The sequence below is a fragment of the Streptomyces sp. NPDC051172 genome (assembly GCF_040682555.1).
In the GTDB taxonomy this organism is placed as follows: Bacteria; Actinomycetota; Actinomycetes; order Streptomycetales; family Streptomycetaceae; genus Streptomyces.
Genome location: NZ_JBFBBE010000019.1, coordinates 100,608 through 124,832, shown reverse-complemented (window position 1 = coordinate 124,832; position 24,225 = coordinate 100,608). Strand labels below are relative to the sequence as shown.

Sequence of the window (24,225 nt, the reverse complement as noted above, 5' to 3'; positions counted from 1 at the left end):
GGCAGCAGGGGCAGGAAGCGCACCGGATCGAGGGGCTCGTCGAGATCGAGGTCCTCCGGCGCTCCGGTCCGTGCGGGCGCAGCAGCCCGGGCGCCATGCCGACCAGCCAGGCCCAGCCGCCCGCGAAGAGCGCGAGCGCGAGATGGGCGGGGACCTGGCCGAGGGTCTGCGGGGCGAAGAGGGACGCGGAGGTGATGAAGGTCGGGACGACATTGCCGGGCGGGCCGATGCGGGTCGCGTCGCACAGCGCCTTCTGCAGGGCGGCCAGCAGCGCGCCGATCGTGACCAGCACGACGGCGCTGCCGGTGAGCGAGGCGACGACCAGGGAGACGGCGAGACCACCGACCATGCCGAGGACCACCCAGGCCAGGGCGCGGGCCCGGGCGGCGTAGGGACGGTTGTGGGCGTACAGCGCGCACAGCGACCCGGCCATCGTGTACATCGCCAGATCGAGCCGGCCGAGAGCCAGCAGCGCCAGATTGGGCGGGGCGACCGAGGCGACCACGCTCAGTGCGGGCTTGAACCAGATGTCCGCAGGGCGGCCCACCCGCAGCACACCCGCCATCGGGAGACGGCGGACACGCGGGGCGGAGGGGGTGGGGGTCGCACGGTTCATGATGCATGAGCTTAGCAGGTGTTTTACTCGTAAAGGATTCCGGGCGACACGCGCTCACCTGTCGTGCTCCCGCGAATGCTCCCCGTGTACATCCTTGCGCTTGCGTGCGCGCCGCGTGCCGCGGGCAACCACCGACTGTCGAGACCGTCGAGCGGGGAGGTGCGCGTGCACGGACCGGCTTCGCCCGGCTGGCTGCTGGTCGCGCTGTGTGCGGCGACCGGGGCCTACTGTCTGCTGCGGATGCGCAGCACGGTCGAGGAGCAGCGCCGGGCCGCGGGTGGCGAGGCGCTGATGGGCTTCGGCATGGCCGCCATGGCCGTACCGGCGGCGGCGTTCAGCCCGCCGGCATGGGCCTGGCCCGGCTACGCGGCCGTCTTCGGCGCCGCCGCGCTGCGCGCCCTGTGGGCGGCGCGGGCGAACACGCACCATCTGCACCACCTGGTGGGCGCATCGGCAATGGTCTACATGGCGGTCGTGATGGCGGCCACCCCGGGACACCATGCCGGACACGGGGGTTCGGGCGGAGTCCCGCTGGTGACAGGGGTGCTGCTGCTCTACTTCACGGGATTCGTGCTGCTGTCCGGTGTCCGGCTGATGCCCGGCGTGGCCACGGCCGGCGGCGGGGCGGCGGGCTGGGGCGACCGTCCGGAGCTGGCGCGGGCGTGCCGGCTGTCGATGGGCATCGCGATGGTGGCGATGCTGATCACTCTCTGACGCGGACTGCGCCAACTGGGGCATTGGCCTCGCACCCCGCCGGTCGGCGAGGATCACTGCATGCATTCCCCGCCCGTCGACTCCCCGCCCCGCCCACCGGACCACCGCACCACCACCCGCACCGCGGCCGCCCTGACGCTGTGCTCCGCAGTGCTGCTCACCCTGGTCGCCGTCAAGTGGCACCCGTTGATCAGCGTCGACGGCGACATCGCCCGCACCACCCACCGCTGGGCCGTCGACGAATCCGGCCTCACCCACGCCTTCCGCATCCTGACGGACTGGGTCTGGGACCCCTGGACGATGCGTCTGGTGTGCGCGGTCGCCGTGGTGTGGCTGGCATGGCGGCGCTCGGCCCGGTGGACGGCACTGTGGCTGGTGGCCACCTGCGCGCTGGGCAGCCTGCTGCAACAGACCCTCAAGGCCGCGGTCGACCGTCCGCGGCCGGTCTGGTCCGACCCCGTCGACTCGGCGAGTTACACGGCCTTCCCCTCGGGGCACGCACTGACCGCCACGGTCGTCTGTGGCCTCCTGTTGTGGCTCCTGCACCGCTACGGCCCCGGCCGCGCCGTGTGGCGTACGGCGCTGGCCGCCGGGGTGGTCTCCGTGCTCGGAGTGGGCCTCACCCGCGTATGGCTGGGCGTGCACTGGCCCTCCGACGTGGTGGGCGGCTGGCTGCTGGGGGCGATGCTGGTGGCGCTCGCCGTGCTGGTCCATCAACGTAAGATCCGCTCATGACGGCTGTCCTGTTCGACTTCTCCGGCACCCTCTTCCGCATCGAGTCCACCGCGTCCTGGCTGCGTGCGGTGCTGGACGACGCCGACATCACTCTGCCGGAGCCGGAGTTGGTGCAGGCGGCGAACGCACTGGAGGTGGCGGGCGCCCTGCCCGGCGGGGCGAATCCGGCGCAACTGCCCGAGGAACTGGCCGAGGTGTGGCGGATCCGGGACCAGAGCGCCGAACTCCACCGGGCCGCCTACACCGGGCTCTCCCGCCAAGTGGAGCTCCCCGACCCGGGATTGCACGACGCCCTGTACGACCGGCACAGGACGCCGGCCGCGTGGACCCCGTACCCGGATGCCGCCGAGGTGCTGCAGGCGCTGTGCGAGCGCGGGATCGGCATCGGCGTGGTCAGCAACATCGGCTGGGATCTGCGCCCGGTCTTCTGCGAGCACGGCCTCGACCGGTATGTCGACGCGTACGTCCTGTCGTACGAGCACGGCATCCAGAAGCCCGACCCGCGGCTGTTCGCGGTGGCCTGCGAGGCGCTCGAGGTCGATCCGCGCGAGACCCTGATGGTCGGCGACGACCGGCGGGCGGACGGCGGCGCGGCGGCCCTGGGGTGCCGGGTGCACCTGGTGGACCATCTGCCGGCGGCCGAGCGGCCGGACGGGCTGCGTCCGGTGCTGGAGCTGGCAGGCTGACCGCCGTGCCGCCCGGCCAGCCCTGTGGCCCTCCGCCTGCGAGGACGGCCGTACCTGCCGACGGGGACGCCCCAGGTGTTCCGAGTCCTGGACAGGATCCGCCGGCGCGGAAAGTAGCCTGAGGATACCTTCAGGGGCGATGAGCCGCCCGCCTCGGACGATCCCCCGCGTCGCCCGAAGCAGACGGCAGCCCTGACCAGCCCCTACGGAGCTCCGATCAGGACGTTCCGAGTATAGTTGGCTGGCAGCCAGTCAACGCAGGAGTTACAGCATGTCCCCGCGCAGCGCCTCGGTCAATGAAGAGTTGCGGAGACGTTCCCGGGAGCGGCTCCTGCAGGCGGCCGTCGAGCTCGTCGGCGAGCACGGGTACGAGGCGACGACGCTCGGCGACATCGCCGACAGAGCGGGCTCGGCGCGCGGCCTCGTGTCGTACTACTTCCCGGGAAAACGCCAGCTCGTGCAGTCCGCGGTGCACCGGTTGATGCATCGCACGCTGGAGGAGGCGGTGGAGCGCGAGCCGCGCACCGAGGACGGTCGGGAGCGGATGGCGCGGGCCATCGACGCGATTCTGCAGCTGGCCCGGGACCGGCCCGTGCTGATGCGCCAGCACATGGCGGGACTGCTGCAGGCGGAGGGCTTCGTGCAGTGCCCGGAGCAGCAGCGCCTCGCCGAGGTGCTGCGGGACGTCGTCGCCCGGAACGGGGGGCAGGACGTCGACGTGGACTACCCGTTGCTGCGTTCTCTGCTGATGGGTGCCGTCTATGCGATGGTGCTGCCGAACGTGCCGATGCCGATCACGACCCTGCGGGCCGAGCTGTTCGAGCGCTACCGGCTCGACTGGGAGATGGGCGTGCCGCCGGACGCCGAGGCGGCCTCCGGAGCGACGTGCGAGACGGATCTTTCGAGGTTTTTCGCGACCGGTGAGGAGCCCGGACCCCAGTCCGGTCAGCGCCGCGCGTGACGGGGCGGCAGAAAGCCCGAGTCGCGTGCCTGCGAGATCAGCCTGAGTGACTTGCGGCGGCTGTGGCCGGTCGCGCACATCACCGCGAGGACGGGGTCGAAGCCGCCTTCCTGTGCGGCGCGGTACTCCTGGGCGACGAGCCAGCGGCCCTCGACACCCGGGGGCCAGGCGGGGCGGGCGCGCCGGGGCACCGCGGATCCGTCGCCCCCGGCGGCCGGATCCACCCCGGGGCCGCACGCCTCGAAGAGCGGCTCCTCGATCCACTCGGCGAGTTCCGCGAGGTCGTGCAGGGACAGGGCCGGCTGGGAACGGACCTCCTCCAGCGAGGCACAGCCCTCGCAGACCACGGCGAGCGCGTCGATCCTGGCACCGTCGGTGAACGCAAGCCGGACGGTGAACCACGAGGTGGCGCGTTCGTCCTCCCGCACTTCCCACGCGGGCCATACGGACACCGTGCCGTCCGTCGGACAACGATCAGAAAGATTAAGAAAGGATGCGTCTAGCACACGCGGAACGTAACCACTTGATCACATTCGGCAAGCGCGGACACGCACGTCGATACCGCGCCTGCACCCTGTCAGCGGAGCACCGGCGGTGCGATGCTGGAGCCGTCAGCGATCTCCTCTCGTAAGGAGTTCCGCCGTGTTGCGTGTCGCCGTCGTCGGTTCCGGGCCGAGCGGGGTCTACACCGCCCAGAACCTCGTCCAGCTGGACCCCGGTGTGCTCGTCGACGTCCTGGACCGGCTGCCCTGCCCCTACGGCCTGGTGCGCTACGGCGTCGCACCGGACCACGAGAAGATCAAGTCACTGCAGAACAACCTGCGTACGGTGCTGGAGCACGAGCGGGTGCGGTTCCTCGGCGGCGTCCGGATCGGCCCCGGCGGGCTGCCGGCCGCCCGGCTGCGCGAGCTGTACCACGCGGTCGTGTACTGCGTGGGTGCCGCCACCGACCGCCACCTGGGGATCCCGGGCGAGGACCTGCCGGGCAGCTGGTCGGCGACGCAGTTCGTGTCCTGGTACAGCGCCCATCCGGACTCCGCCGACGACGGTTTCGTACGCGGTGCCCGGTCGGCCGTGGTCATCGGCGTGGGGAACGTCGCGGTGGACGTCACGCGGATGCTGGCCCGGGGCCCGGCGGAGCTGAGCCCGACCGACATGCCGCAGGCGGCGCTCAGCTCGCTGGCCGCGAGCCGGGTGAGCGACATCCACATGGTGGGCCGCCGCGGCCCGTCCCAGGCCCGCTTCACCACCAAGGAACTGCGCGAGCTGGGCGGCCTCCCGGACACCGAACCGGCCGTGGACCCCGCGGAGTTGGAGCTCGATCCGGGATACGTGGATCCCGCCGCCCTGCCGGCGGTCCAGCGCCGCAATGTGGACGCGCTCCGCGGCTGGGCCGAGGCGCCGCCCCAGGGCGCCCCGCGCCGCATCCGGCTGCGCTTCTTCCTGCGCCCCGTCGAACTGCTCGCCGACGGCGGGCGCGTGGGCGCGGTGCGCTTCGAGCGGACCGCGCCCGACGGACGGGGCGGCGTGACGGGCACAGGACGCTACGAGGACATCGAGGCGCAGTTGGTGCTGCGTTCCGTGGGCTACCGCGGGGTGCCGCTGGAGGGGCTGCCCTTCGACGCGGCGAGCGGCACCGTGCCGCATCTGGCCGGACGCGTTCTGCGCGCGGGCGTGGTCGCTCCGGGCGAGTACGTGGCCGGCTGGATCAAGCGCGGCCCGACGGGCGTCATCGGCACCAACCGTCCGTGCGCCAAGGAGACGGTGCTGTCGCTGCTCGAGGACGCCCCCGTGCTCGTGCGGAAGGAGCTGTCGGAGGATCCGGGCGCGGCGCTGTGCGCGGAGGGCATCGAACCGGTGTCGTGGGCGGGTTGGCAGGCCATCGAGCGGGCCGAGGCGAGGCTCGGGGCCTCGCTCGGACGCAGTGTCGTCAAATTGGCGGACTGGGAGTCGCTGTTGGCGGCTGCGCGGGCGGCGGGCTCGCAGCAGGTGTCGTAGCAGAGTCGAACGGCGTCCGGTGGGCAGGACACACATCGGCAACAACGCAGAAATCAACAAACTGTTCAAGCCCTTTACGGTCTCGTGGTGTTCGGATGTCCCCTTCCCTCGCCGCCGCTCTGGAGCGCCCATGGCCACGACCACACCCGTCCATCCCGTCGACAAGGTTCCGCCCGTACGGCAGTTGGCCGCCTTCGGTCTGCAGCACGTGCTTGCGATGTATGCGGGCGCGGTGGCGGTGCCGCTGATCGTGGGCGGGGCGATGAAGCTGTCGCCCGCGGACCTGGCGTATCTGATCACCGCGGATCTGCTGGTGTGCGGTATCGCGACGCTCATCCAGTGCGTGGGCTTCTGGCGGTTCGGGGTGCGGCTGCCGATCATGCAGGGCTGTACGTTCGCGGCCGTGTCGCCGATGGTGCTCATCGGGACGACGGGTGGCGGGCTGCCCGCGATCTACGGGTCGGTGATCGTCGCGGGGCTTGCGATCGTGCTGCTCGCTCCGGTCTTCGGCAGGCTGCTGCGCTTCTTCCCGCCCCTGGTGACCGGCACCGTCATCCTGATCATCGGGGTGTCGCTGCTGCCGGTCGCGGGCAACTGGGCCGCGGGCGGGGTCGGCGCGAAGGACTTCGGGGAGCCGAAGAACCTGGCCCTGGCCGCGTTCGTGCTGGCGGTGGTGCTGGGTGTGCAGCGGTTCGCTCCGGCGTTCCTGAGCCGGATCGCGGTGCTGATCGGCATCGCGGTGGGCCTGGCGGTGGCGATCCCCTTCGGTTTCACGGACTTCGGCGGAGTCGGCGACGCCCACTGGCTGGGCATCAGTACGCCGTTCCACTTCGGGGCGCCCAGTTTCCACGCCTCCGCGATCGTCTCCATGCTGGTGGTGGCGCTGGTGACGATGACCGAGACGACCGGCGACCTGATCGCCGTCGGGGAGATGACCGGGCGGCAGGTGGAGCCGCGCTCGCTGGCGGACGGTCTGCGCGCCGACGGTCTGTCGACCGTGCTGGGCGGTGTGTTCAACACCTTCCCGTACACGGCGTACGCGCAGAACGTGGGCCTCGTCGGCATGACCCGGGTGCGCAGCCGCTGGGTGGTGGCCACCGCGGGCGGCATCCTCGTGCTGCTCGGCCTGCTGCCCAAGCTGGGCGCGGTGGTCGCGGCGATACCCGCGCCGGTGCTGGGCGGGGCGGGTCTGGTGATGTTCGGGACGGTGGCCGCGAGCGGCCTCAGGACCCTCGCCCAGGTGGACTTCAAGGACAACCACAACCTCACGGTCGTGGCGGTGTCGGTGGCCGTGGGCATGCTGCCGGTCGGCGTAGCGACGGTCTACGCGAAGTTCCCGGACTGGTTCCAGACGGTGATGAACAGCGGCATCAGCGCGGGCTGCCTGACGGCGATCCTGCTGAACCTGCTCTTCAACCACCTTCCCTCGAAGGCGACTTCAGCCGCCGAGACGGGCGGCCTGCCGGGCGGCGGCGGCGAGCAGACTGTCGAGCAGCCCCGGGAAGAGATCGTCTAGGTCCTCCCGGCGCAGGCCGTTCATCTTGGCCGTGCCCCGGTAGCACTGCCGGACCACTCCCGCCTCGCGCAGCACCCGGAAGTGGTGCGTGGACGTGGACTTGGTGACCGGCAGGTCGAAGTGCGAACACGTGAGCTCGTCGCGCTCGGCGGCGAGCTCCCGCACGATCTGCAGTCGCATCGGGTCGGAGAGCGCGTGCAGCACGGCCTCCAGCCTGATCTCGGTACGCGCGGGGTGCGGCAGATCACGGCCGGCGGCGGCAGGGGCGGTGGTACTCACGCCGCCCATTGTACGATAGGCGTCGTAGTTTGACATCTCCCGTACTACGATGCCTATCGTACGAGCCGTCCTTCGGTCCCGCGAGAACGGAGCAGCTCCCCATGAGCGCCCTTTTCCAGCCCTTCACCCTGCGCGGTGTGACCATCCCGAACCGGGTCTGGATGCCCCCGATGTGCCAGTACTCGGCCGCCCCCGAGGGCCCCGAGACCGGCGCGCCGAACGACTGGCACTTCGCGCACTACGCGGCGCGCGCGGCCGGCGGCACCGGACTGATCATCGTCGAGGCCACCGGCGTCTCACCCGAGGGCCGCATCTCGCCGTACGACCTCGGCATCTGGAACGACACCCAGGTCGAGGCCTTCCGCCGCATCACGCGCTTCCTCGTCTCGCAGGGCACGGTGCCGGGAATCCAGCTTGCACACGCCGGCCGCAAGGCCTCGACCGACCGGCCCTGGAAGGGCGGCGCGCCGATCGGTGCGGACGCGCACGGGTGGCAGGCGCTCGCGCCGAGCGCGCTCGCGTTCGACGACAGGCACCCGGTGCCGACCGAGCTGACCACCGATCAGATCCAGGAGGTCGTGGGCCGGTTCGCGGACGCCGCCCGCCGGGCGCTGGCCGCCGGTTTCGAGGTCGCCGAGATCCACGGCGCGCACGGCTACCTGATCAACGAGTTCCTCTCCCCGCACTCCAACCACCGCACCGACGCCTACGGCGGCTCGTACGAGAACCGGACCCGCTTCGCCCTCGAAGTCGTGGACGCCGTGCGGGAGGTGTGGCCGGACGACAAGCCGCTGTTCTTCCGCATCTCGGCCACCGAGTGGCTGGAGGAGGGGGGCTGGACGGCCGACGACACCGTCCGCTTCGCCGCCGACCTGCACGCCCACGGCATCGACCTCGTCGACGTGTCCACCGGCGGCAACGCGTCGGGCGTCCGCATTCCCGTCGGCCCCGGCTACCAGGTTCCCTTCGCCGCCCGGGTCAAGGCCGAGACGGCGATGCCGGTCGCCGCGGTCGGGCTCATCACCGATGCCGAGCAGGCCGAGAAGATCCTCGCCAACGGGGAGGCGGACGCGGTGCTGCTCGGGCGGGAACTCCTGCGCAGCCCGTCGTGGGCGCGACACGCTGCGCGGGAGCTCGGCGGGGATGTGCACGTGCCCGACCAGTACCACCGGTCCGTCTGAGCGGCCCCTCACCGCCTCCAGGCCGGCACATGGCGGAGCACGGCCCGCTCCACGTGCGGCACCGCCCGTTGACCGGCCACCGCGACCGCGATCGCCGCGGCGACGCCGGTCCAGGCGAGCGGGCCGAGCGGGGTGCAGCCGAAGAGCCGGCTGATGCCCGGGGTCTCCACCACGGCGAACAGGGCGGCCGCCGAGCCGAGGGCGGTGGCCGCCACCAGCGGGCTGTTGCGGCGGTCCGCCAGGGTCTGGGCGAGCTGGGTGCCGACGAGGGCGCACAGCGCCATCGTGGCGGAGCGGCGGGCCGTGCCCGGTGTGAAGCGGCCGAACAGCCAGGCCGTGGTCGCGCCCAGAGTGGTGGTGAGGGCGCGGTGGCGGATCTTGCGCACCAGGGGGGCGCCGAGGAGTGAGGTACCCAGCGGCTCGGTCCCTTCGGTGCCGTTCGCGCCTCCCGGCGAGTGGGGGTGCCGGTCCCCCGGCGCCTCGGGCGTCACCGACACCGCCATTGCCGGGAACAGGTCCGTGAGCAGGTTCACCAGCAGCATCTGACGGGTGGACAGGGGTGCCGCGCCCGACAGCAGCGTGCCCAGGATGCCGAAGCCCACCTCGCCCGCGTTGCCGCCGATCAGGATGGTGGTGGCGTCGGCGACGCTGTGCCACAGGGCCCGCCCTTCGGCGACCGCCTCGATCAGGACCGTGAGGTCGTCGTCGGTCAGGACGAGGTCGGCCGCGTTGCGGGCGGCCGCCGAGCCGCGGGCGCTGATGCCCACGCCGATGTCTGCGGCGCGGATGGCCGCCGCGTCGTTGGCGCCGTCCCCGACCATCCCGACGACCCGGCCCGCGTCCCGCAGCGCCTCGACGACCTGGAGCTTCTGCTCGGGCGCGACCCGGGCCACGACGCCCATGTCGCGCAGCATCCGGGCCCGTGCCTCCCGGTCCGCGGACGCCAGTTCGTCGCCCGTGACCACGCCGGTGTCCTCCGGCCAGCCCAGGTCGGCGGCGATGGCACGCGCGGTCTGCGGATGGTCGCCGGTCAGCACGATGGGTCGTACGCCGGCCGCCCGCAGACCCTGGACAAGAGCGGTGGAGGTGTCGCGCGGTACGTCGGCGAGCGCGAGCAGCCCGGTGAACTCCAGGTCCTGCAGGGGTTGTTCGATGATCTCCGAGGCCGTGTCCGCGTCGTCCAGGCGGCGCCGGGCCACGGCCAGCACGCGCAGTCCGTCGCGGGCGAGGGCCTGCGCCGCGTCCGAGGCTTCCGGGGACAGGCCGGAGCAGGCGAGAAGTACGGTCTCGGGGGCGCCCTTGACGACGAGTTGGGGCGCACCGTCCTCCGCCTGGCCGACGGCGGCGGCATATCCGCGGCCGGCCTCGAAGGGCAGCGCTGCGGTCTGGGTCCACTGCGGGTCCGGGGCGGCCGCGTCCAGGACGGCCTCGTCGGTGGCGTGCACGGGGCGTTCCGTGCCGCCGTTCAGCCGGGGGCAGGCGCGGGCCGCGGTCCGCAGCGTGGTGTCGGCCGCCTCGTCGCGCGGCGCATGAGCCGTGCCACCCGAGTCGCTCACCCGCACCAGGCGCAGCCGGTTCTCGGTGAGGGTGCCCGTCTTGTCGAAACAGATGGTGTCCATCCGGCCCAGGGCCTCCAGGGTGCGCGGGGTGCGGACGAGGACGCCGCGGCTGCTCAGCCGGCGGGCGGCCGCCATCTGCGCCACGGTCGCGACCAACGGCAGCCCTTCGGGGACGGCGGCCACCGCCACCGCCACGCCGCCGCTCACCGCACGGCGGATGGGCGCGCCGCGCAGCAGCGAGAGCGCGGTCACCGCGGCCCCGCCCGCCAGCGTCAACGGCAGTTCCTTGCTGGTGAGTTCCCGCAGCCTGGCCTGCATCCCGCCGGCCGGCGGCGTGCGGGCGGCGAGGTGGACGGCCCGGGCGGCCTCGGTCCGGTCGCCGGTGTCCACCACGACGGCCCGGGCCTGTCCGGCCACCAGGGTGGTGCCCTCGAAGACCATGCAGTGCCGGTCCGGCACGGCGGCGTGCGGTGTCGGGTCGGTGCCCTTGTCGGCCGGCAGTGACTCTCCCGTGAGCGCGGACTCGTCCACCTCCAGGCCGTCCGCCCACAGGATCCGGGCGTCGGCGGGTACGACGTCGTCGGACCGGAGCTCGATCACATCACCGGGCGTGAGCTTGGCGGCGTCCACGAGGTGCGGTTCGGCCGACGTCTCCTCCTCGGTGACCCGTGCCTTCGGTTTCTGTTCGGCCAGCAGCTTGGACAGCGCCCGCTCGGCCCGCAGCCGCTGGACGCCGCCGACGAGAGCGTTCAGATCGAGCGCGCCGACCACCAGCAGGGCGTCCACGACCGAGCCGAGGATCGCCTCGGCGGCCGAGCCGACCGCCAGCACCGGAGTCAGCGGGTCGTCGAGTTCACGGCGCACGGCCCGGGCGAGCTCCAGGGATCCGCGGACCGGCGCCAGCACGGGCTGCCTGCCCAGTGTGCGGATCGCCGTGCGGGCCCGGTCCGTGAGCTGCTCGGCGAAGGTCTGCTCCGGTTCCGTCTCGTGCTCCAGCCGGTCGCGCACCTCGGCCGGCCGCAGTTCGTGCCAGGCCACGCGCGGCCGGGGGTGCGGAGCGCGGGCCGCTGCCACAGCGAGGGCCGCTCGGGCTCCGCTCAGCAGGGCCCAGGCCGCGCTCGCATCGACCGGTGTGTGCCGCAGGCCCGGCCAGGGGGTGGGGCGTCCGCGGCGGGATTCGCCGATGGTGACGAGGAGCCCGGACAGCGTGGCACCTGACCGGGCGAGGGTCTGCGACCTGCGGCCCACCGCACGTGCGGCCGGGATCGCGGTCAGCAGCCGCCACACGTCGACCAGGCCGTGCAGGGCCAGCACATCCGCGTCCCACAGCACGGCACTGTCGCCGTCGCTGACGGCGAGGGCCACGTCTCCGGCGAGCAGTCCGGTCAGGACGTCGTCGTCGGACGCCGTCGGCCGGGCGACCGTGACGACGACGGCGCCCTCTTCGTGCAGTTGCTTCACCACTTCGGCGAGCGGCCGCTCGGCGCTCACCACCTGGTCGACGAGGCTCGTGAAGTCGGCCAGGGCCGGGTCGTCCACCATCACCACCCGCAGCCGGGCACGTCGTGCCACGTCCAGTACGGCCTCGGCCCACGCGTCGGCGCCCTCGCCAGTGGCCCGCAGCGCGCTCGGATGCAGGACGACCGTGTCGGCCATCTCCAGCTGCCGCAGCCGTTCCGTGTCCCGCACCAGCACGCCCGCACGGGACAGCGAGCCGCTCAGGACGGCGTGGAAGGCGGCGGGCCCGTAGCGCGCGGCCTTGGGAGAGCCCGCGAGCATCGCCTCCGCCGCCTCCCGGCCGTCGTGCTTGACCAGCAGCATGGCAGCGGCACCGAGCACACTGCCGGTCTCCGCCTTCTCTGCGTACGCCTGGGCCGGTGAGGTGCGCAGCGGCGGGCGCGGGCAGCGGTCCTGCGTGGCGATGCTGTCCCGCTCCGGTAGGCAGAGCTGGTCGTGGACCGCGTCGAAGGCAGCCGTGCGCGCCACGGTCTCGGCGAGCTGCAGGGCACGCAACGCGCTGTCGAGGACCAGGGGCGTCGGGGTCCGGCCCGCACCATGGGCCACCGCGTTCGCGACGGCCAGCGCCAGGTCCATGCGGGACCGGCCGATCCGGGCCCGCAGCCAGCCGCGGAAGCGCGGGTTCTCCCGCACCATGGTGACCAGCGCGGTCACCGCCCGTGGCGAGGCCGGCAGCCGCAGGCCGTAGCCGATCAGCGCGGCCGCGATGCCCGCCCCGTCGACCGCGAGCGCCGTCGCCGCGGCCCGCACCCCGGCGGGATCGGCCGGGTGCGGGACGTCGTCGATCTCCTCGTCGGTCTGTGCCAGACCGTGCCGGGCCGCGAGTTCCGTCGCCTTCTCCACGACGCGGTCGGTGAGGGCTTCCTCGGTCGCGGTCACCACGAGCCGCCGCAGTCCGCCGTCCCAGTACGCGAGGGCCACGTCCGGCCGCTCGGCCAGGGCCCTGGCGACCCGGCGCGCCACCTGCTCCATGCCGCCCGCGCCCCGTACCCGGTCCGGCTCGGCGGGCCGCAGCGCGAGGTGCACCCGGGATCCTGCCCGCCAGGGATGCGGGGTGAGCGATACGGCGTTGCGGGCGACCCGTGCGACACGAACCGCGGCATCCGCGCCCCGTACCCCGGCCCGTGCCGTGCCTGCGACCGCTCCGGCAGCGACACCCACCGCGGGAGCGGCGCCTCCGGCGAGCAGCCGGGGGCCGGCCGACACGATCCCGAAGGCGGCGCTCGCCGGGCGCGTGAGCAGTTCCAGAACCATCTCTCACCCTCAGCCGGTTGCGCTGCTGCGGCGGGCCGTCGAGCCGGTGCGGGCGGTGGACTTGCCGCGACCGGCGGACGTCGTCTTCTGACCGGTGGACTTGCCGGCCGGACCGGTGGACTTCGCGCTCTGGCCCGTGGACTTCCTGGCCGAGGCCGTGGACTTCCTGGCCGGTGCTGTGGCCTTCTTGGCCGGTGCTGTGGCCTTCTTGGCCGGTGCCGCGGCCGTCCTGGCGCGGGTGCCGGACGTCGTGCTCCTGCTCCCGGCGGACGTGCTCGGCCTGTCCTCGGGCTTCGGCTGGGTCAGCCAGGCCACGGCCGCTCCGGTCAGGGCGATCGGCCACTCGACGACACCGGCGAGGCCGAGCACTCCGGCTCCGGTGTACACGGCTATCCGGCGCCCTTGCGGCGAGACGGCTCCGATCCTGTCCAGCGCTCCTTCGGTGGTCCTGCTCACGACCCCCGCGCCGGGCACCCTGCGCAGCGCCGAGGCCGCGGCCCGCAGCGGCTCGAGCAGAGTCGTCGACACTTGCTGCGTGTCCATAGCTCTCTTCACCTCGTATGACGTCGCCGTTCGTGTGCGCACCGGGTTCCCGCGAAACGCGACGTCACCCGCCTTCGGCGTGCCTAGATGACATTCCTGCCGACCCCGAAAAGAGGCTGATCACTTCGGTTCCACTGCGGACGCGAAGATCACGGCGGTCGGAGCCGGGCGCCCCGGCCGCCGTGGGTTGCGGACGTCAACTGCTCGTGCAGGCAGATCCGTTGAGCGTGAAGGCAGCCGGGGCCGCACTGTTCGGCCGGCATGGCCATGGCGGACATTGCCTCGCCCGTGAGCGCCGCCACCTGGCCCACCGCGAACGGCAGCCAGGTCGTCACCGCCACCATCAAGCTCTCCGGCTCCAAGGACTACGGGTTGAAGCGCCTCTACGGCAGCGGAGACCTCGGCACCGGAGGCCAGAGCGAGGCACGGCGCTTCGTACGGCCGCCGTGGTGTCAGGATCGGTTCAGTGCCCGATCGACCGGGTGATCTCTCTGGTACGCCGCGTACGCGGCACGCAGCGCCGCGCCCGGCCAGTCCTCGGGAAGGAGCTCGGGCGGCAGCACGGGGTCGGCGAGCAGGTGACGGACGACCGCGGCGAAGGCGGTGAAGCGGTCCGCCGGGCGGTGCACCTCGGCGACGTGGGCGAGCTGGGACCGGGCGGTGGCGGCCCAGGTGTCCAACGGCCACAGCTGCGCGGCCAGTTCGCGCGCGGGCCGGCCGGGGCGGGCGGTGTAGGACTGGGCCACCTGTTCCAGGTCGTCCGGCAGGGGGCGGCTGAGGTTGGCGGGGCGCAGCCAGACACCCTCGCGGAGTTCAGCCAGGCGCAGCGCGGTCAACCGGGTGCGCAGGTCCGCTCGTTCGGCGGGGCCGCGGCCCGTCGCCGTGATCACCACCATCTCCCAGTCGCCGTGCCACGCGCGCGTGCGGGCCTCCACCGCCTCGTCCTGGCGCCGCTGGCGGGCCAGCAGGCGGTCGCTGAGCCGGTAGACGGCGTCGGTGCGCCGAAGGTCACCGGCGGCCACCATCCGGCTGAGCGCGGCACGCAGCGTGGAACCGCCGACGCCGAAGGGCTCCACGGCGCGGACGAGCTCCTTCACCGGAAGCTCCGGCGGATGCGTGCCCAGCAGCAGGCTCAGCACCACCGACCGCGCCGACAGCGGCGGCAGGTCGACCTCGCTGGGCTGCGACGGCATGTTCATCCGCATGGGCAGGTACTTTACGTGCACCCTTCTTGTTGCAACATTGCTACGGCCGCAGAAAAGGCGCAACATGGCTGCATGGTCTCGACACCCGCGCCCGCGCAGCCCCGCCGGCAGTACGCCACGCACGACGTCACCAACCAGCCGCCCGCCCTGACGCCGTACGACGCCTCCGAGGACACGGCCCTGCTGGAGGGGCTGCGCCGGGAGGGCGCCGGATGGGCCGAGGAGGACGTACGGCGGCTCGGGCTGCGGGCCGGCAGCGCCGAGGCGCAGGAGTGGGCCGAGCAGGCCAACGTGCACGAGCCGGTGCTGCGCACGCACGACCGCTACGGCAACCGCGTCGACGAGGTCGACTTCCACCCCAGCTGGCACCATCTGATGCGGGCCGCGGTCGCCGAGGGCCTGGCCGCCACACCGTGGGCGGAGGACCGGCCCGGCGCGCATGTCGCCCGCACCGCGGGCGGGCTGGTGTGGGGACACACCGACGCGGGGCACGGCTGCCCCACCTCGATGACGTACGCGGCCGTACCCGCCCTGCGGGCCCAGCCCGAGCTCGCGAAGATCTACGAGCCCCTGCTGACCAGCAGGGAGTACGAGCCGGGGCTGCGGGTGCCGACCGAGAAGCGCGGTCTGCTCGCCGGCATGGGGATGACCGAGAAACAGGGCGGCTCCGACGTCCGTACGAACACGACCACCGCGTGGCCGACCGCCGAGCCGGGCGTGTACCAGCTGCGCGGGCACAAGTGGTTCACGTCGGCGCCGATGTGCGACGTCTTCCTGGTGCTGGCGCAGGCATCCCCTCTCAGGGACAAAGGTGGCCTGTCGTGCTTCCTGGTGCCGCGGATCCTGCCCGACGGGAGCCGTAACACCTTCCGTATCCAGCGGCTCAAGGACAAGCTGGGCAACCGGTCGAACGCCTCCTCCGAACCGGAGTTCGACGGGACGGTGGGCTGGCTGGTCGGGCCGGAGGGCCGTGGCGTCAAGACGATCATCGAGATGGTCAACTGCACCCGGCTCGACTGCGTGATGATGTCGGCGACGCTGATGCGCAGGACCCTCGTCGAGGCGGGGCACCATGTGCGCCACCGCAGCGCGTTCGGGGCACGCCTCGTCGACCAGCCACTGATGCGCAATGTGCTGGCGGACCTCGCACTGGAGTCGGAGGCCGCCACCACGCTCACCCTGCGGCTGGCGGGTGCCGCGGACCGGGCGGTGCGCGGGGACGCCGGGGAGGCGGCGTTCCGGCGGATCGCGACCGCCGTCGGCAAGTACTGGGTGACCAAGCGGGGCCCGGCCTTCACCGCGGAGGCCCTGGAGTGCCTCGGCGGCAACGGGTACGTGGAGGAGTCGGGCATGCCCCGCCACTACCGCGAGGCTCCGCTGCTGTCGATCTGGGAGGGCTCCGGCAACGTCAACGCCCTTGATGTCCTCCGGGCGTTGAGGCGTGAACCCGGCGCCACGCAGGCCCTCTTCGACGAGCTCGCCCTGGCGCGGGGTGCGGACGAGCGGCTGGATGCCGCCGTGGTCCGGCTCGAGGGCCTGCTGGCCACCGGGTCCGAGTCCGGTGCCCGGCGCCTGGTGGAGCTGATGGCCCTGACCCTGCAGGCCTCGCTCCTGGTCCGGCACGCCCCGCCCGCCGTCGCCGACGCCTTCTGCGCGACGCGGCTGGGCGGCGACTGGGGACACGCCTTCGGCACACTGCCGGACGCCGCCGATCTGGACGCCGTGCTGGAGCGTGCGTTGCCGGGCGGGAGTTGAGCCGACGCGGGATGCGGGTCGCCGGGTCCCGGGTTCTTCGCAGGTGGGAGGCCGCCACGCTGCCCGACGGGCGGGTGAACCCTGGCCGAATTCTGGCTCTTCCTCCGGTCAGGAACCGGTCAGGAGGGCTGTCGCGGTCCTGCGGCCTGCTTAGGATCATTCGGCGCCGACTCGTTCGTACGACTATCAGGAGGGCCGGCATGCCCGACACCGCATCCGGTCCACCCGCTCCCCGGGCCCGGCGGCGCACCGCGCTGCGCGCAGGTGGTGCCCTGGCCGCTGCGGCTGCGGCTGCGGTGACGGCAGGGGTGCTGGCTGCCGGTGGTTCCGGCGGGGGGCGGCAGCAGGCGAAGGCGGCCGACGGGCTGCGGCACACCGCCGTCGAGGTCACGTCCGCCGCCTGTGGCCGCGGCTGGACCCATCCCGAGCCCGGCCGTCAGGTCTTCGATCTGCGCAACACCTCCGGCTCGGCGGCCGAGGTCTATCTGACCGATGCGAAGACGGGCGCGGTCTACGGCGAGATCGAGGGGCTGGCCCCGGGCACCGAGCGCCTGATACGGGTGACGCTGGGCGAGGGCTCGTACGCCTTCAAGTGCCTGCCCGAGGACGCCGACGCCGTCATCGGCCCCACCGTGCACATCACCGGCGGGAACGTGCGGAGTGGTCCGGCTGCCCTCCCGGTGACCCAGCAGCAGCTCATCCCGCCCACGCTCGCCTACCAGAAGTGGATCGGGGCCCGCACGGTCGAGCTGGCGGACAGGACCGACGTGCTGCGCGCCGCGATCGACCGCGGGGATCTCTCCGCCGCCCGCGCCGCCTGGCTTCCCGCGCACCTCGTGTACGAGCGGATGGGCGCCGCCTACGGCACCTTCGGTGACGCGGACCGGACGATCAACGGGACCACGGCGGGACTGTCCGACGGGGTGCACGACGCGGGCTTCACGGGGTTCCACCGGGTCGAGTACGGGCTGTGGCACGGCGAGCCGGCGAGCAGCCTGCGCGGGCCGGCGGACCGGCTCGCCAAGGCCGTGCACGCCTTGCGCGACAGCTGGCCCGACCAGCGGATGGATCCGGCCGATGTCGGCCTGCGCGCGCACGAGATCCTGGAGAACACGGTGCAGTTCGAGCTGACGGGCCGTACCGACTACGGCAGCGGCACCAATCTGGCCACCGCCCGCGCCAACCTCGACGGCACCCGCGTGCTGCTCGGCTGTCTGCGTCCGCTGCTGAAGACCCGCGACAAGGGCCTGTCCGACCTGGACGCCTGGATGACCCGAGCCCGGCACACGCTCGACGCCGCCGAGCACGACGGCCACTGGACTCCACTGGCCCGACTCCCCCGCGCCCAGCGGGAGAAACTCGACGCAGACCTGAGCGAACTGGCCGAGCACCTCGCCGCCGTGGCCACCCTCACGGACGTACGGAGGACTGCGTGAACCCGCCGACCGCCGTCCCACGCCACGGCCTCCTGGCCGCTGCGACCGGGGTCAGGCTCGTGGCCGCCGACCACCGGACCGCGTCCGCCGCGGCACAGCTCCGCCGACACACGGAGAACCACGCGCACCGGCCGCCCGGCATCGCACCGTACGGCCCCCTGGCCGCCACGAGCAGGACCGGGCTCATGGCCCCCGACCACCGGACCGCCTCCGCGCAGCTCCGCACCCGACGTAGGGCCATCGGCATCCACCTGTGCGCGTCAATCGAGCAACCCCCCGCCAGAGCCGCCTCCACCGGCATACGGAGGATCACGTGACCCCGGCACCCGAGATCGCACGCCGGGGCCTCTTGGCCGCCGACCGCCAAGCCGCCTCCGCCTTGGCCACCCCACCGACGACACGGAGGACCGTGTGACCCCGCCGCCGGACATCGCACACCACGGTCCCCTGGCCGCCGCCGGGACCCGGCTCGCAGCCGCCGACCGCCAGGCCGCCTCCGCCGCGGCGCAGCTCCGCACCCACCGCAAGACCATCGACACCAACCTGGGCGCGTCACTCGAGCAACCCCCCGCCAGGGCCGCCTCCACCTGCATACGGAGGACCGCATGACCCCGCCCCCCGACATCGCACGCCGCGGACTCCTGGCCGCCGCAGCCGCCACTGCCGGTGCCGGGCTTGTGGCTGCCGACCGCCTGGTCGCGTCCGCCGCCGCACCGGTGCGCGAGGGTGGGCAGGTGGCCTTTCACGGGCGGCACCAGGCGGGCATCGTCACTCCGGCGCAGCGGGCCACGGCGTTCGTGGCCTTCGACGCGACCGCGGAGAACCGGGGCGAACTGGCGGACCTGTTGCGCACGTTGACGGACCGGGCCCGGTTCCTGACGTCCGGTGGCAGCCCGGAGGAGTTGGGCATCACCGGGCCGCCCGCCGACTCCGGCACCCTCGGCCCGGACGTCCCCGCGGACGCCCTGACCGTCACCGTGGGCGTCGGCGCCTCGCTCTTCGACGACCGTTACGGCCTGGGCTCCCGCAGGCCGCACCGGCTCACCACGATGCCCTCGTTCCCCGACGACGACCTGGATGCCGCCTGGTGCCACGGCGACCTGAGCGTGCAACTGTGCGCCGCCAACCAGGACACCGTGCTGCACGCCCTGCGCGACCTCACCCGGCACACCCGCGGTGGCATGCAGGTGCGCTGGCGCATGGACGGCTTCGTCAGTCCGCCCCGACCTTCGGGCACGCCCCGCAACCACCTGGGCTTCAAGGACGGCATCGCCAACCCCGACCGGCGCGACGCCCGGACGATGGACCGCCTGGTGTGGGTGGGCAGCGGCACCGGCGAGCCCGACTGGGCGGTGGGCGGGAGCTACCAGGTCGTACGGCTGATCCGCATGCTGGTGGAGTTCTGGGACCGGGTCTCGATCACCGAGCAGGAGCGGATGTTCGGCCGCGCCCGGGACACCGGCGCACCCCTGGACGGACGCCACGAGACCGACACCCCCAACTACCCGCAGGACCCCCAGGGCGATGTGATCCCCCTGGACAGCCACATCCGGCGGGCCAATCCGCGCACCGGCGCCACCGACGACCAGCGCATCCTGCGCCGCGGCTACAACTACGACCGCGGTACGGACAGCAACGGCAACCTCGACATGGGCCTGCTGTTCTGCTGCTACCAGCAGGACCTCGTCCGCCAGTTCGAGGCGGTGCAGAAGCGGCTGGCCGGCGAGCCGCTGGTCGACTACATCACCCCGTTCGGCGGCGGCTACTTCTTCGCCCTGCCCGGCGTCCGGGACAGCTCCGACTGGCTGGGACGCGCACTGTTGGCCTGATCCCACCCAGCCGATCTCGGTCAAGAGCATGCCAAGAGACAATGAGGATTTCCTGACCGAAGATTCGCTGACGCGTCATTGCCACTCCTCCGCCCCGCCGCCACCATTGCCCAGGATCGAGCCGTAGATGTCATGGCCACGGATCCCGTGGCAGTGGATCGGTGGAATTGCAGTGGAATTCCGTGTTCTCGGAAGGCGAGACAGCATGATCGGCACAGATGGAACCCCAAGGGCGCGGCGCCGGTTGACGCGCGTAGGCGCCCTGCTCGGTGCGGCCGCGCTGGCGAGCGCGGGCGGCGCTTTCCCCGCCTCCGCGGCCGGCGTTCAGGCCGCCTCGGGCGCGCACGCCGCGACACCGATCAAGCACCTGGTGGTGATCTACGACGAGAACATCTCGTTCGACCACTACTTCGCCACGTATCCGAAGGCCGCGAACACCGACGGCACCAAGTTCAAGGCGGCGGCGCACACCCCGAAGGCCGACAACCTCCTCAACGCCGGGCTGCTGAAGAACAACCCGAACCTCTACAAGCCCAAGCGGCTGGCCAGTTCGCAGGCCATGACCTGCGACCAGAACCATTCCTACGGCCCCGAGCAGTACGCGGCCGACGGCGGCAAGGCCGACAAGTACGTCGAGAACACCGAGGTCAACAAGTGCAGCGGGCTCTTCGGCGAGCCCGGCCTGGTGATGGACTACTACGACGGCAACACCGTCACGGCGCTGTGGAACTACGCCCAGCACTATGCGCTGAACGACAAGTCGTTCAGCTCGGTCTACGGGCCCTCCACACCCGGCGCGGTCAACCTCATCTCCGGCCAGACGCACGGCGTGATCTCCGCCGACCCGGCGTCCGGCACGGAGAACCCGAAGCAGACCTCGAAGCCGGACCCGTACACGGTCGTCTCCCCCGACGCCAAGGGTGTCGGCACGCTGGTCAACGACCCTGACCCCGCCTTCGACGACTGCTCGGACAAGGACCACACCTCGACCAACGCACTGGCGGTGATGCAGGGCAAGAACATCGGCGACCTGCTCAACTCCAAGGGTGTGAGCTGGGGTTGGTTCCAGGGCGGCTTCCGTCCCAGCACCCCCTGGGACGGCAAGCAGGCCGACTACGCCAAGTGCGGCGGCACCACCCACGCCAACGTCGGCGGCGCGGCATCCGTGGACTACAGCCCGCACCACTCGCCGTTCGAGTACTACAAGTCGACTTCCAACCCGCACCACCTGGCCCCCAAGAGCGTCGCCGAGATCGGACACGCCGGCCGGGCCAACCACAACTACGACCTGACGGACTTCGACGCGGCCCTCCAGGCCGGCCGCCTGCCCGCGGTCAGCTTCCTGAAGGCGGCCGAGTACCAGGACGGTCACGCCGGCTACTCGGACCCGATCGACGAGCAGCATTTCCTGGTCAAGGAGATCAACGCCCTGCAGCAGTCGCCGCAGTGGAAGTCCACCGCGGTCGTCGTCGCCTACGACGACTCCGACGGCTGGTACGACCACGTGGCCGCCAAGGTGCTCAACGGCTCCAAGGACTCCACGGCCGGCTCCAACGGCAAGGCCCTGGACAGCCCGGCCTGCCAGTCCGGCCCGGCCGCGGCCGGCGGATACGCGGACCGCTGCGGCCCCGGCACCCGGCAGCCGCTGCTGGTCATCTCCCCCTACAGCAGGGTCAATTCGGTCGACCACACCGCCACCGAACAGGCGTCGATCACCCGGTTCATCGAGAACAACTGGCACACCGGCCGCATCGGTGACGCCTCCTTCGACCGGCGCTCCGGCAGCCTGAGCGGCCTGTTCGACTTCAAGCACCCCAACAACAAGCAGGTGCTGCTGAACTCGGACGGCTCGGTCAAGTCCGTGAAGGGCATCCCGCACCACAGCGGGACGGTCACCGCCGCCTCCGCGCAGGGCGCCTACCCGCCCTACGTCCAGGACCTCAAGGCGCAGAACGTCGCCGACACCGGCTCGGCCTCCCCGGCGCTCCCGATAGCCCTGGCTGCGGGTCTGCTCACCGCTGGTGCCACCGGCACCGCGTTCGCCCTGCACCGCCGCAAGCGGCGCATCGGGCACGCCGCCGGCTAGGAGAGTCTGCACCGGACGGTCCGCTGGGCACTCGCCCGCGGACCGTCCGCGCATTTCAGGACGGACGCCCCGGGCGGGTGACGGCCAGCAGGACGAGCGCCAGGGCCTGGATGGCCACGGTGACGATGATCAGCGCCGGGATCGAGCGGGAATACAGGCCTCCCGCGAGAATGCCGCCGATCAGCGTGGCCGCGCCCATGACGGCGGCGAACAGGCCGTACGCGGTGGCGCGGCGTCCGGGCGGGACGAGGTCCGCCACGGTGGCCCGCAGGGTCGACTCCTGTACGCCCATGGCGGCGCCCCACAGCAGCGCGCCGGCCACGGTCAGGCCGACGGTGTCGGTGAAGGCGAGCAGGGGCACACCGGCGGCGAGCACGGGCAGTACGGCCAGGGTGCGGGCGCCGTACCGGTCGTAGGCCCAGCCGGTGGCCAGCGCGGCGAGCGCGTCGACACCCATGGCGGCGGCGTACAGCACCGGCACCGCGGCAGTGGGCAGCAGATGCCGCTGGACCAGGTGGTAGGAGAGCACGCCGAAGGTCGCGAACCCGGCCAGCGTCGCGGCCGTGAAGGCGGCATACACCCAGAAGGTGCGCGGCAGCGGCGCCCTGCGCGGCTGCCCCACGGCGGCCGCGGGTTCCGGCTCGGGTTCGTAGGCGGCCGGATCCGGCACCCGGTGGCGCAGCCACACCAGCAGGGCCAGTACGGCGACGCCGGGGGCGGCCAGGACGCCCAGCGCGGGCGCGTAGTCGTCGCCGGTCGCGGCCAGCACCCCGGCCACCACCAGCGGGCCGATCAGCGCTCCGATCTGGTCCATCGCCTCATGGACGGCGAAGCCGCGGCCGCGCCCGGTGACGGCCGTGGCATGCGACAGGAGCGTGTCCTTGGCCGGTGAGCGCACCGCCTTGCCCACGCGTTCGGCGATCACGAGCGCACTCGCCACCCACAGCACTCCGGCCAGACCGAGCACCGGCACGGAGACCACCGTGAGCGTGTATCCGGCGATCGTCCAGGCCCAGAAGCGGCGGGTGCGGTCGGTCAGCGGTCCGGAGGCCAGCCGCAGCACCAGCGCGGCGGCCTCGCCGACGCCGGTGACCACGCCGACGACCAGGGCGGACGCACCGAGCGAGGCGAGCAGCGGGCCGGTGACGGAACGGGCGCCCTCGTAGACGAAGTCGGCCAGCAGGCTGACCGTGCCGAAGGCGACGACGAACCGCCAAGGCCGCATCCCGGGCCCGGCCTCCACAGCCTTCGGCGTGATCCTGTCGCCCCTCCCGCGCATGCCTGTGACGCTCCTCGCCCGGCGTACAGCACTTCGTCGCCCTGCGCGAACGGGCGCACACCGATGCGTACGACGGTAACCGCACCCTGCGGGACCGGAGCGGCCGGGCGGTCGGCGGGCTGAACTGCTGGGCGCCGGCGCCCGCCCGGCTCGATCGGACCTTCGCCCCTACTCCGTCGTCCGCGTGCCGTCGGGTGTCGGGATCTCGCCCGGCTCCTGTTCCTCCGTGCCGGTCAGATACGGCGAGATGAACAGCCTGTAGATGGCGGCACCGATCACGCCGCCGACCAGGGGCCCGACGATCGGCACCCAGAAGTAGATGTTGCCGTACTGGTCCCGCCAGGCGGTCCCGTACCCGGTGATGAAGCTGGCGAGCCGCGGCCCGAAGTCGCGGGCCGGGTTGATGGCGTAGCCGGCGTCGGTACCCCAGGCCATGCCGATCGCCACCACCAGGAGACCGATGATGAGCGGGGCCAGGTTGGCGCCGGGCGGAGTGTTGAGCAGGTCGGTGACGGCGAAGATGACCAGGACCAGGATGGCGGTGCCGATCACCTGGTCGCGCAGGGCGCCGAGTTCGCTCACCGGCAGGGTGCCGTTGCCCGGCAAGGTGGAGAAGACCCCCTGTGTCTTGATGGTGTGGCCGGGGTCGGTCTTGGCGAGGACCTCGGTGTAGTTCCAGCGCACCAGCAGCGCGGCGACGAAAGCGCCCGCGGTCTGCGCCACGACGTACGGCCCGACCTTCTTCCACTCGAAGCCCTTGAAGCAGGCCAGCGCCAGGGTGACGGCGGGGTTGATGTGGGCGCCGCTGAGCCGGGCGGCGACGTAGACGCCCATGGTGACGCCGAGGCCCCAGGCCCAGGCGATGCTGTCGTGATCGCCGATCCCGGCGGCCACGACCTGGGCCACCACACCGCAGCCGAAGAGGATCAGGATCATGGTGCCCAGGAACTCCGCCGACAGTTCGCCGACCAGTCCCCTTCTGGAAGTCTGCTCCGCCATGAGGCACCGCCTTCCGCCAGAAATGGTTGTGTCCGCGAGCGTAGTTGTCCGTCGCGAGGCGTCCAGGGGCCCAGCA

20 protein-coding genes and 2 pseudogenes are annotated in these 24,225 nt (G+C 72.5%); 14 read left to right on the top strand and 8 right to left on the bottom strand.

Features of this window, described 5'->3' with window-relative positions; genetic code table 11:
* Positions 1 to 616 (bottom strand): annotated as a pseudogene (locus AB0N07_RS14640) (FUSC family protein); the annotation flags it as partial.
* 165 nt (positions 617 to 781) lie between these two features.
* Here AB0N07_RS14640 and AB0N07_RS14635 point away from each other — a divergent pair.
* From AB0N07_RS14635 to AB0N07_RS14620, 4 genes are all read left to right on the top strand, one after another.
* Positions 782 to 1,330: a DUF5134 domain-containing protein gene (locus AB0N07_RS14635; protein WP_365834810.1), complete on the top strand. Its 549-nt coding sequence runs from the start codon at positions 782 to 784 to the stop codon at positions 1,328 to 1,330.
* 60 nt (positions 1,331 to 1,390) lie between these two features.
* Positions 1,391 to 2,065 carry a phosphatase PAP2 family protein gene (locus AB0N07_RS14630; RefSeq protein ID WP_365834808.1) on the top strand — a complete coding sequence of 225 codons (675 nt, stop codon included), beginning with the start codon at positions 1,391 to 1,393 and terminating at the stop codon, positions 2,063 to 2,065.
* Positions 2,062 to 2,751: an HAD-IA family hydrolase gene (locus tag AB0N07_RS14625; protein WP_365834806.1), complete on the top strand. Its 690-nt coding sequence runs from the start codon at positions 2,062 to 2,064 to the stop codon at positions 2,749 to 2,751. The genes AB0N07_RS14630 and AB0N07_RS14625 overlap by 4 nt, the downstream gene beginning before the upstream one ends.
* Positions 2,752 to 3,022: 271 nt before the next feature.
* Complete coding sequence (locus tag AB0N07_RS14620; protein ID WP_365834804.1) at positions 3,023 to 3,712, top strand: helix-turn-helix domain-containing protein; 690 nt, start codon at positions 3,023 to 3,025, stop codon at positions 3,710 to 3,712.
* On the opposite strand, the gene AB0N07_RS14615 is transcribed toward AB0N07_RS14620, so the two are convergent.
* The gene (locus AB0N07_RS14615; protein WP_365834801.1) at positions 3,697 to 4,164 is read right to left on the bottom strand and encodes a DUF6214 family protein; all 468 of its coding nucleotides are present in this window, start codon (positions 4,162 to 4,164) and stop codon (positions 3,697 to 3,699) included. The two genes, AB0N07_RS14620 and AB0N07_RS14615, sit on opposite strands and share 16 nt — an antisense overlap.
* A 190-nt stretch (positions 4,165 to 4,354) precedes the next feature.
* On the opposite strand from AB0N07_RS14615, the gene AB0N07_RS14610 reads away from it, so the two are divergent.
* A complete protein-coding gene (locus AB0N07_RS14610; protein ID WP_365834799.1) occupies positions 4,355 to 5,710 on the top strand; it encodes an FAD-dependent oxidoreductase in 1,356 nt (451 codons plus the stop codon).
* 130 nt (positions 5,711 to 5,840) lie between these two features.
* Positions 5,841 to 7,226: a nucleobase:cation symporter-2 family protein gene (locus AB0N07_RS14605; protein WP_365834797.1), complete on the top strand. Its 1,386-nt coding sequence runs from the start codon at positions 5,841 to 5,843 to the stop codon at positions 7,224 to 7,226.
* On the opposite strand, the gene AB0N07_RS14600 is transcribed toward AB0N07_RS14605, so the two are convergent.
* Complete coding sequence (locus tag AB0N07_RS14600) at positions 7,149 to 7,514, bottom strand: helix-turn-helix transcriptional regulator (RefSeq protein ID WP_365834795.1); 366 nt, start codon at positions 7,512 to 7,514, stop codon at positions 7,149 to 7,151. The genes AB0N07_RS14605 and AB0N07_RS14600 overlap by 78 nt on opposite strands.
* Positions 7,515 to 7,606: 92 nt before the next feature.
* On the opposite strand from AB0N07_RS14600, the gene AB0N07_RS14595 reads away from it, so the two are divergent.
* Complete coding sequence (locus AB0N07_RS14595; protein WP_365834793.1) at positions 7,607 to 8,686, top strand: NADH:flavin oxidoreductase/NADH oxidase; 1,080 nt, start codon at positions 7,607 to 7,609, stop codon at positions 8,684 to 8,686.
* Between the two features lie 8 nt (positions 8,687 to 8,694).
* Here AB0N07_RS14595 and AB0N07_RS14590 read toward each other — a convergent pair whose 3' ends face one another.
* Both AB0N07_RS14590 and AB0N07_RS14585 read right to left on the bottom strand, forming a co-directional pair.
* Complete coding sequence (locus tag AB0N07_RS14590) at positions 8,695 to 13,017, bottom strand: cation-translocating P-type ATPase (RefSeq protein WP_365834791.1); 4,323 nt, start codon at positions 13,015 to 13,017, stop codon at positions 8,695 to 8,697.
* A gap of 9 nt (positions 13,018 to 13,026) precedes the next feature.
* The gene (locus AB0N07_RS14585) at positions 13,027 to 13,560 is read right to left on the bottom strand and encodes a hypothetical protein (RefSeq protein WP_365834789.1); all 534 of its coding nucleotides are present in this window, start codon (positions 13,558 to 13,560) and stop codon (positions 13,027 to 13,029) included.
* A gap of 261 nt (positions 13,561 to 13,821) precedes the next feature.
* Here AB0N07_RS14585 and AB0N07_RS14580 point away from each other — a divergent pair.
* Positions 13,822 to 13,983 (top strand): annotated as a pseudogene (locus AB0N07_RS14580) (pectate lyase); the annotation flags it as partial.
* 29 nt (positions 13,984 to 14,012) lie between these two features.
* Here AB0N07_RS14580 and AB0N07_RS14575 read toward each other — a convergent pair.
* Positions 14,013 to 14,765, bottom strand: coding sequence for a PaaX family transcriptional regulator C-terminal domain-containing protein (locus tag AB0N07_RS14575; protein ID WP_365834787.1), 753 nt, complete (start codon positions 14,763 to 14,765; stop codon positions 14,013 to 14,015).
* Between the two features lie 72 nt (positions 14,766 to 14,837).
* Here AB0N07_RS14575 and AB0N07_RS14570 point away from each other — a divergent pair, with 72 nt between their 5' ends.
* From AB0N07_RS14570 to AB0N07_RS14545, 6 genes are all read left to right on the top strand, one after another.
* The gene (locus AB0N07_RS14570) at positions 14,838 to 16,520 is read left to right on the top strand and encodes a DNA alkylation response protein (RefSeq protein WP_365834785.1); all 1,683 of its coding nucleotides are present in this window, start codon (positions 14,838 to 14,840) and stop codon (positions 16,518 to 16,520) included.
* Positions 16,521 to 16,720: 200 nt separating this feature from the next.
* Positions 16,721 to 17,956: an EfeM/EfeO family lipoprotein gene (locus AB0N07_RS14565; protein WP_365834783.1), complete on the top strand. Its 1,236-nt coding sequence runs from the start codon at positions 16,721 to 16,723 to the stop codon at positions 17,954 to 17,956.
* The gene (locus AB0N07_RS14560; RefSeq protein WP_365834781.1) at positions 17,953 to 18,273 is read left to right on the top strand and encodes a hypothetical protein; all 321 of its coding nucleotides are present in this window, start codon (positions 17,953 to 17,955) and stop codon (positions 18,271 to 18,273) included. Before AB0N07_RS14565 ends, AB0N07_RS14560 begins: the two co-directional genes overlap by 4 nt.
* Before the next feature lie 94 nt (positions 18,274 to 18,367).
* Positions 18,368 to 18,565 (top strand): hypothetical protein, encoded by a 198-nt coding sequence (locus AB0N07_RS14555; RefSeq protein WP_365834779.1) that lies wholly within the window; start codon positions 18,368 to 18,370, stop codon positions 18,563 to 18,565.
* Positions 18,562 to 19,785 (top strand): iron uptake transporter deferrochelatase/peroxidase subunit, encoded by a 1,224-nt coding sequence (efeB, locus tag AB0N07_RS14550; protein WP_365834777.1) that lies wholly within the window; start codon positions 18,562 to 18,564, stop codon positions 19,783 to 19,785. Before AB0N07_RS14555 ends, efeB begins: the two co-directional genes overlap by 4 nt.
* A gap of 205 nt (positions 19,786 to 19,990) precedes the next feature.
* Entirely contained in the window at positions 19,991 to 21,871 is a 1,881-nt protein-coding gene (locus AB0N07_RS14545) for an alkaline phosphatase family protein (protein WP_365834775.1), read from the top strand.
* A 55-nt stretch (positions 21,872 to 21,926) separates the two neighbouring features.
* Here AB0N07_RS14545 and AB0N07_RS14540 read toward each other — a convergent pair whose 3' ends face one another.
* Both AB0N07_RS14540 and AB0N07_RS14535 read right to left on the bottom strand, forming a co-directional pair.
* Positions 21,927 to 23,150 carry an MFS transporter gene (locus AB0N07_RS14540; RefSeq protein ID WP_365834773.1) on the bottom strand — a complete coding sequence of 408 codons (1,224 nt, stop codon included), beginning with the start codon at positions 23,148 to 23,150 and terminating at the stop codon, positions 21,927 to 21,929.
* A 168-nt stretch (positions 23,151 to 23,318) separates the two neighbouring features.
* Complete coding sequence (locus tag AB0N07_RS14535; RefSeq protein WP_365834771.1) at positions 23,319 to 24,149, bottom strand: MIP/aquaporin family protein; 831 nt, start codon at positions 24,147 to 24,149, stop codon at positions 23,319 to 23,321.
* Positions 24,150 to 24,225 lie beyond the last annotated feature (76 nt).

Bases quoted from the DNA above. Each gene is read 5' to 3' on its own strand.
- AB0N07_RS14605 (WP_365834797.1), top strand. From the start codon at position 5,841: ATGGCCACGACCACACCCGTCCATCCCGTCGACAAGGTTCCGCCCGTA.
- AB0N07_RS14545 (WP_365834775.1), top strand. From the start codon at position 19,991: ATGATCGGCACAGATGGAACCCCAAGGGCGCGGCGCCGGTTGACGCGC.
- AB0N07_RS14585 (WP_365834789.1), bottom strand. From the start codon at position 13,560: ATGGACACGCAGCAAGTGTCGACGACTCTGCTCGAGCCGCTGCGGGCC.
- AB0N07_RS14535 (WP_365834771.1), bottom strand. From the start codon at position 24,149: ATGGCGGAGCAGACTTCCAGAAGGGGACTGGTCGGCGAACTGTCGGCG.
- AB0N07_RS14600 (WP_365834795.1), bottom strand. From the start codon at position 7,514: ATGGGCGGCGTGAGTACCACCGCCCCTGCCGCCGCCGGCCGTGATCTG.
- AB0N07_RS14540 (WP_365834773.1), bottom strand. From the start codon at position 23,150: ATGCGCGGGAGGGGCGACAGGATCACGCCGAAGGCTGTGGAGGCCGGG.
- AB0N07_RS14595 (WP_365834793.1), top strand. From the start codon at position 7,607: ATGAGCGCCCTTTTCCAGCCCTTCACCCTGCGCGGTGTGACCATCCCG.
- AB0N07_RS14625 (WP_365834806.1), top strand. From the start codon at position 2,062: ATGACGGCTGTCCTGTTCGACTTCTCCGGCACCCTCTTCCGCATCGAG.
- AB0N07_RS14590 (WP_365834791.1), bottom strand. From the start codon at position 13,017: ATGGTTCTGGAACTGCTCACGCGCCCGGCGAGCGCCGCCTTCGGGATC.
- AB0N07_RS14565 (WP_365834783.1), top strand. From the start codon at position 16,721: ATGCCCGACACCGCATCCGGTCCACCCGCTCCCCGGGCCCGGCGGCGC.
- AB0N07_RS14630 (WP_365834808.1), top strand. From the start codon at position 1,391: ATGCATTCCCCGCCCGTCGACTCCCCGCCCCGCCCACCGGACCACCGC.
- AB0N07_RS14575 (WP_365834787.1), bottom strand. From the start codon at position 14,765: ATGCGGATGAACATGCCGTCGCAGCCCAGCGAGGTCGACCTGCCGCCG.
- AB0N07_RS14570 (WP_365834785.1), top strand. From the start codon at position 14,838: ATGGTCTCGACACCCGCGCCCGCGCAGCCCCGCCGGCAGTACGCCACG.
- AB0N07_RS14620 (WP_365834804.1), top strand. From the start codon at position 3,023: ATGTCCCCGCGCAGCGCCTCGGTCAATGAAGAGTTGCGGAGACGTTCC.
- efeB (WP_365834777.1), top strand. From the start codon at position 18,562: ATGACCCCGCCCCCCGACATCGCACGCCGCGGACTCCTGGCCGCCGCA.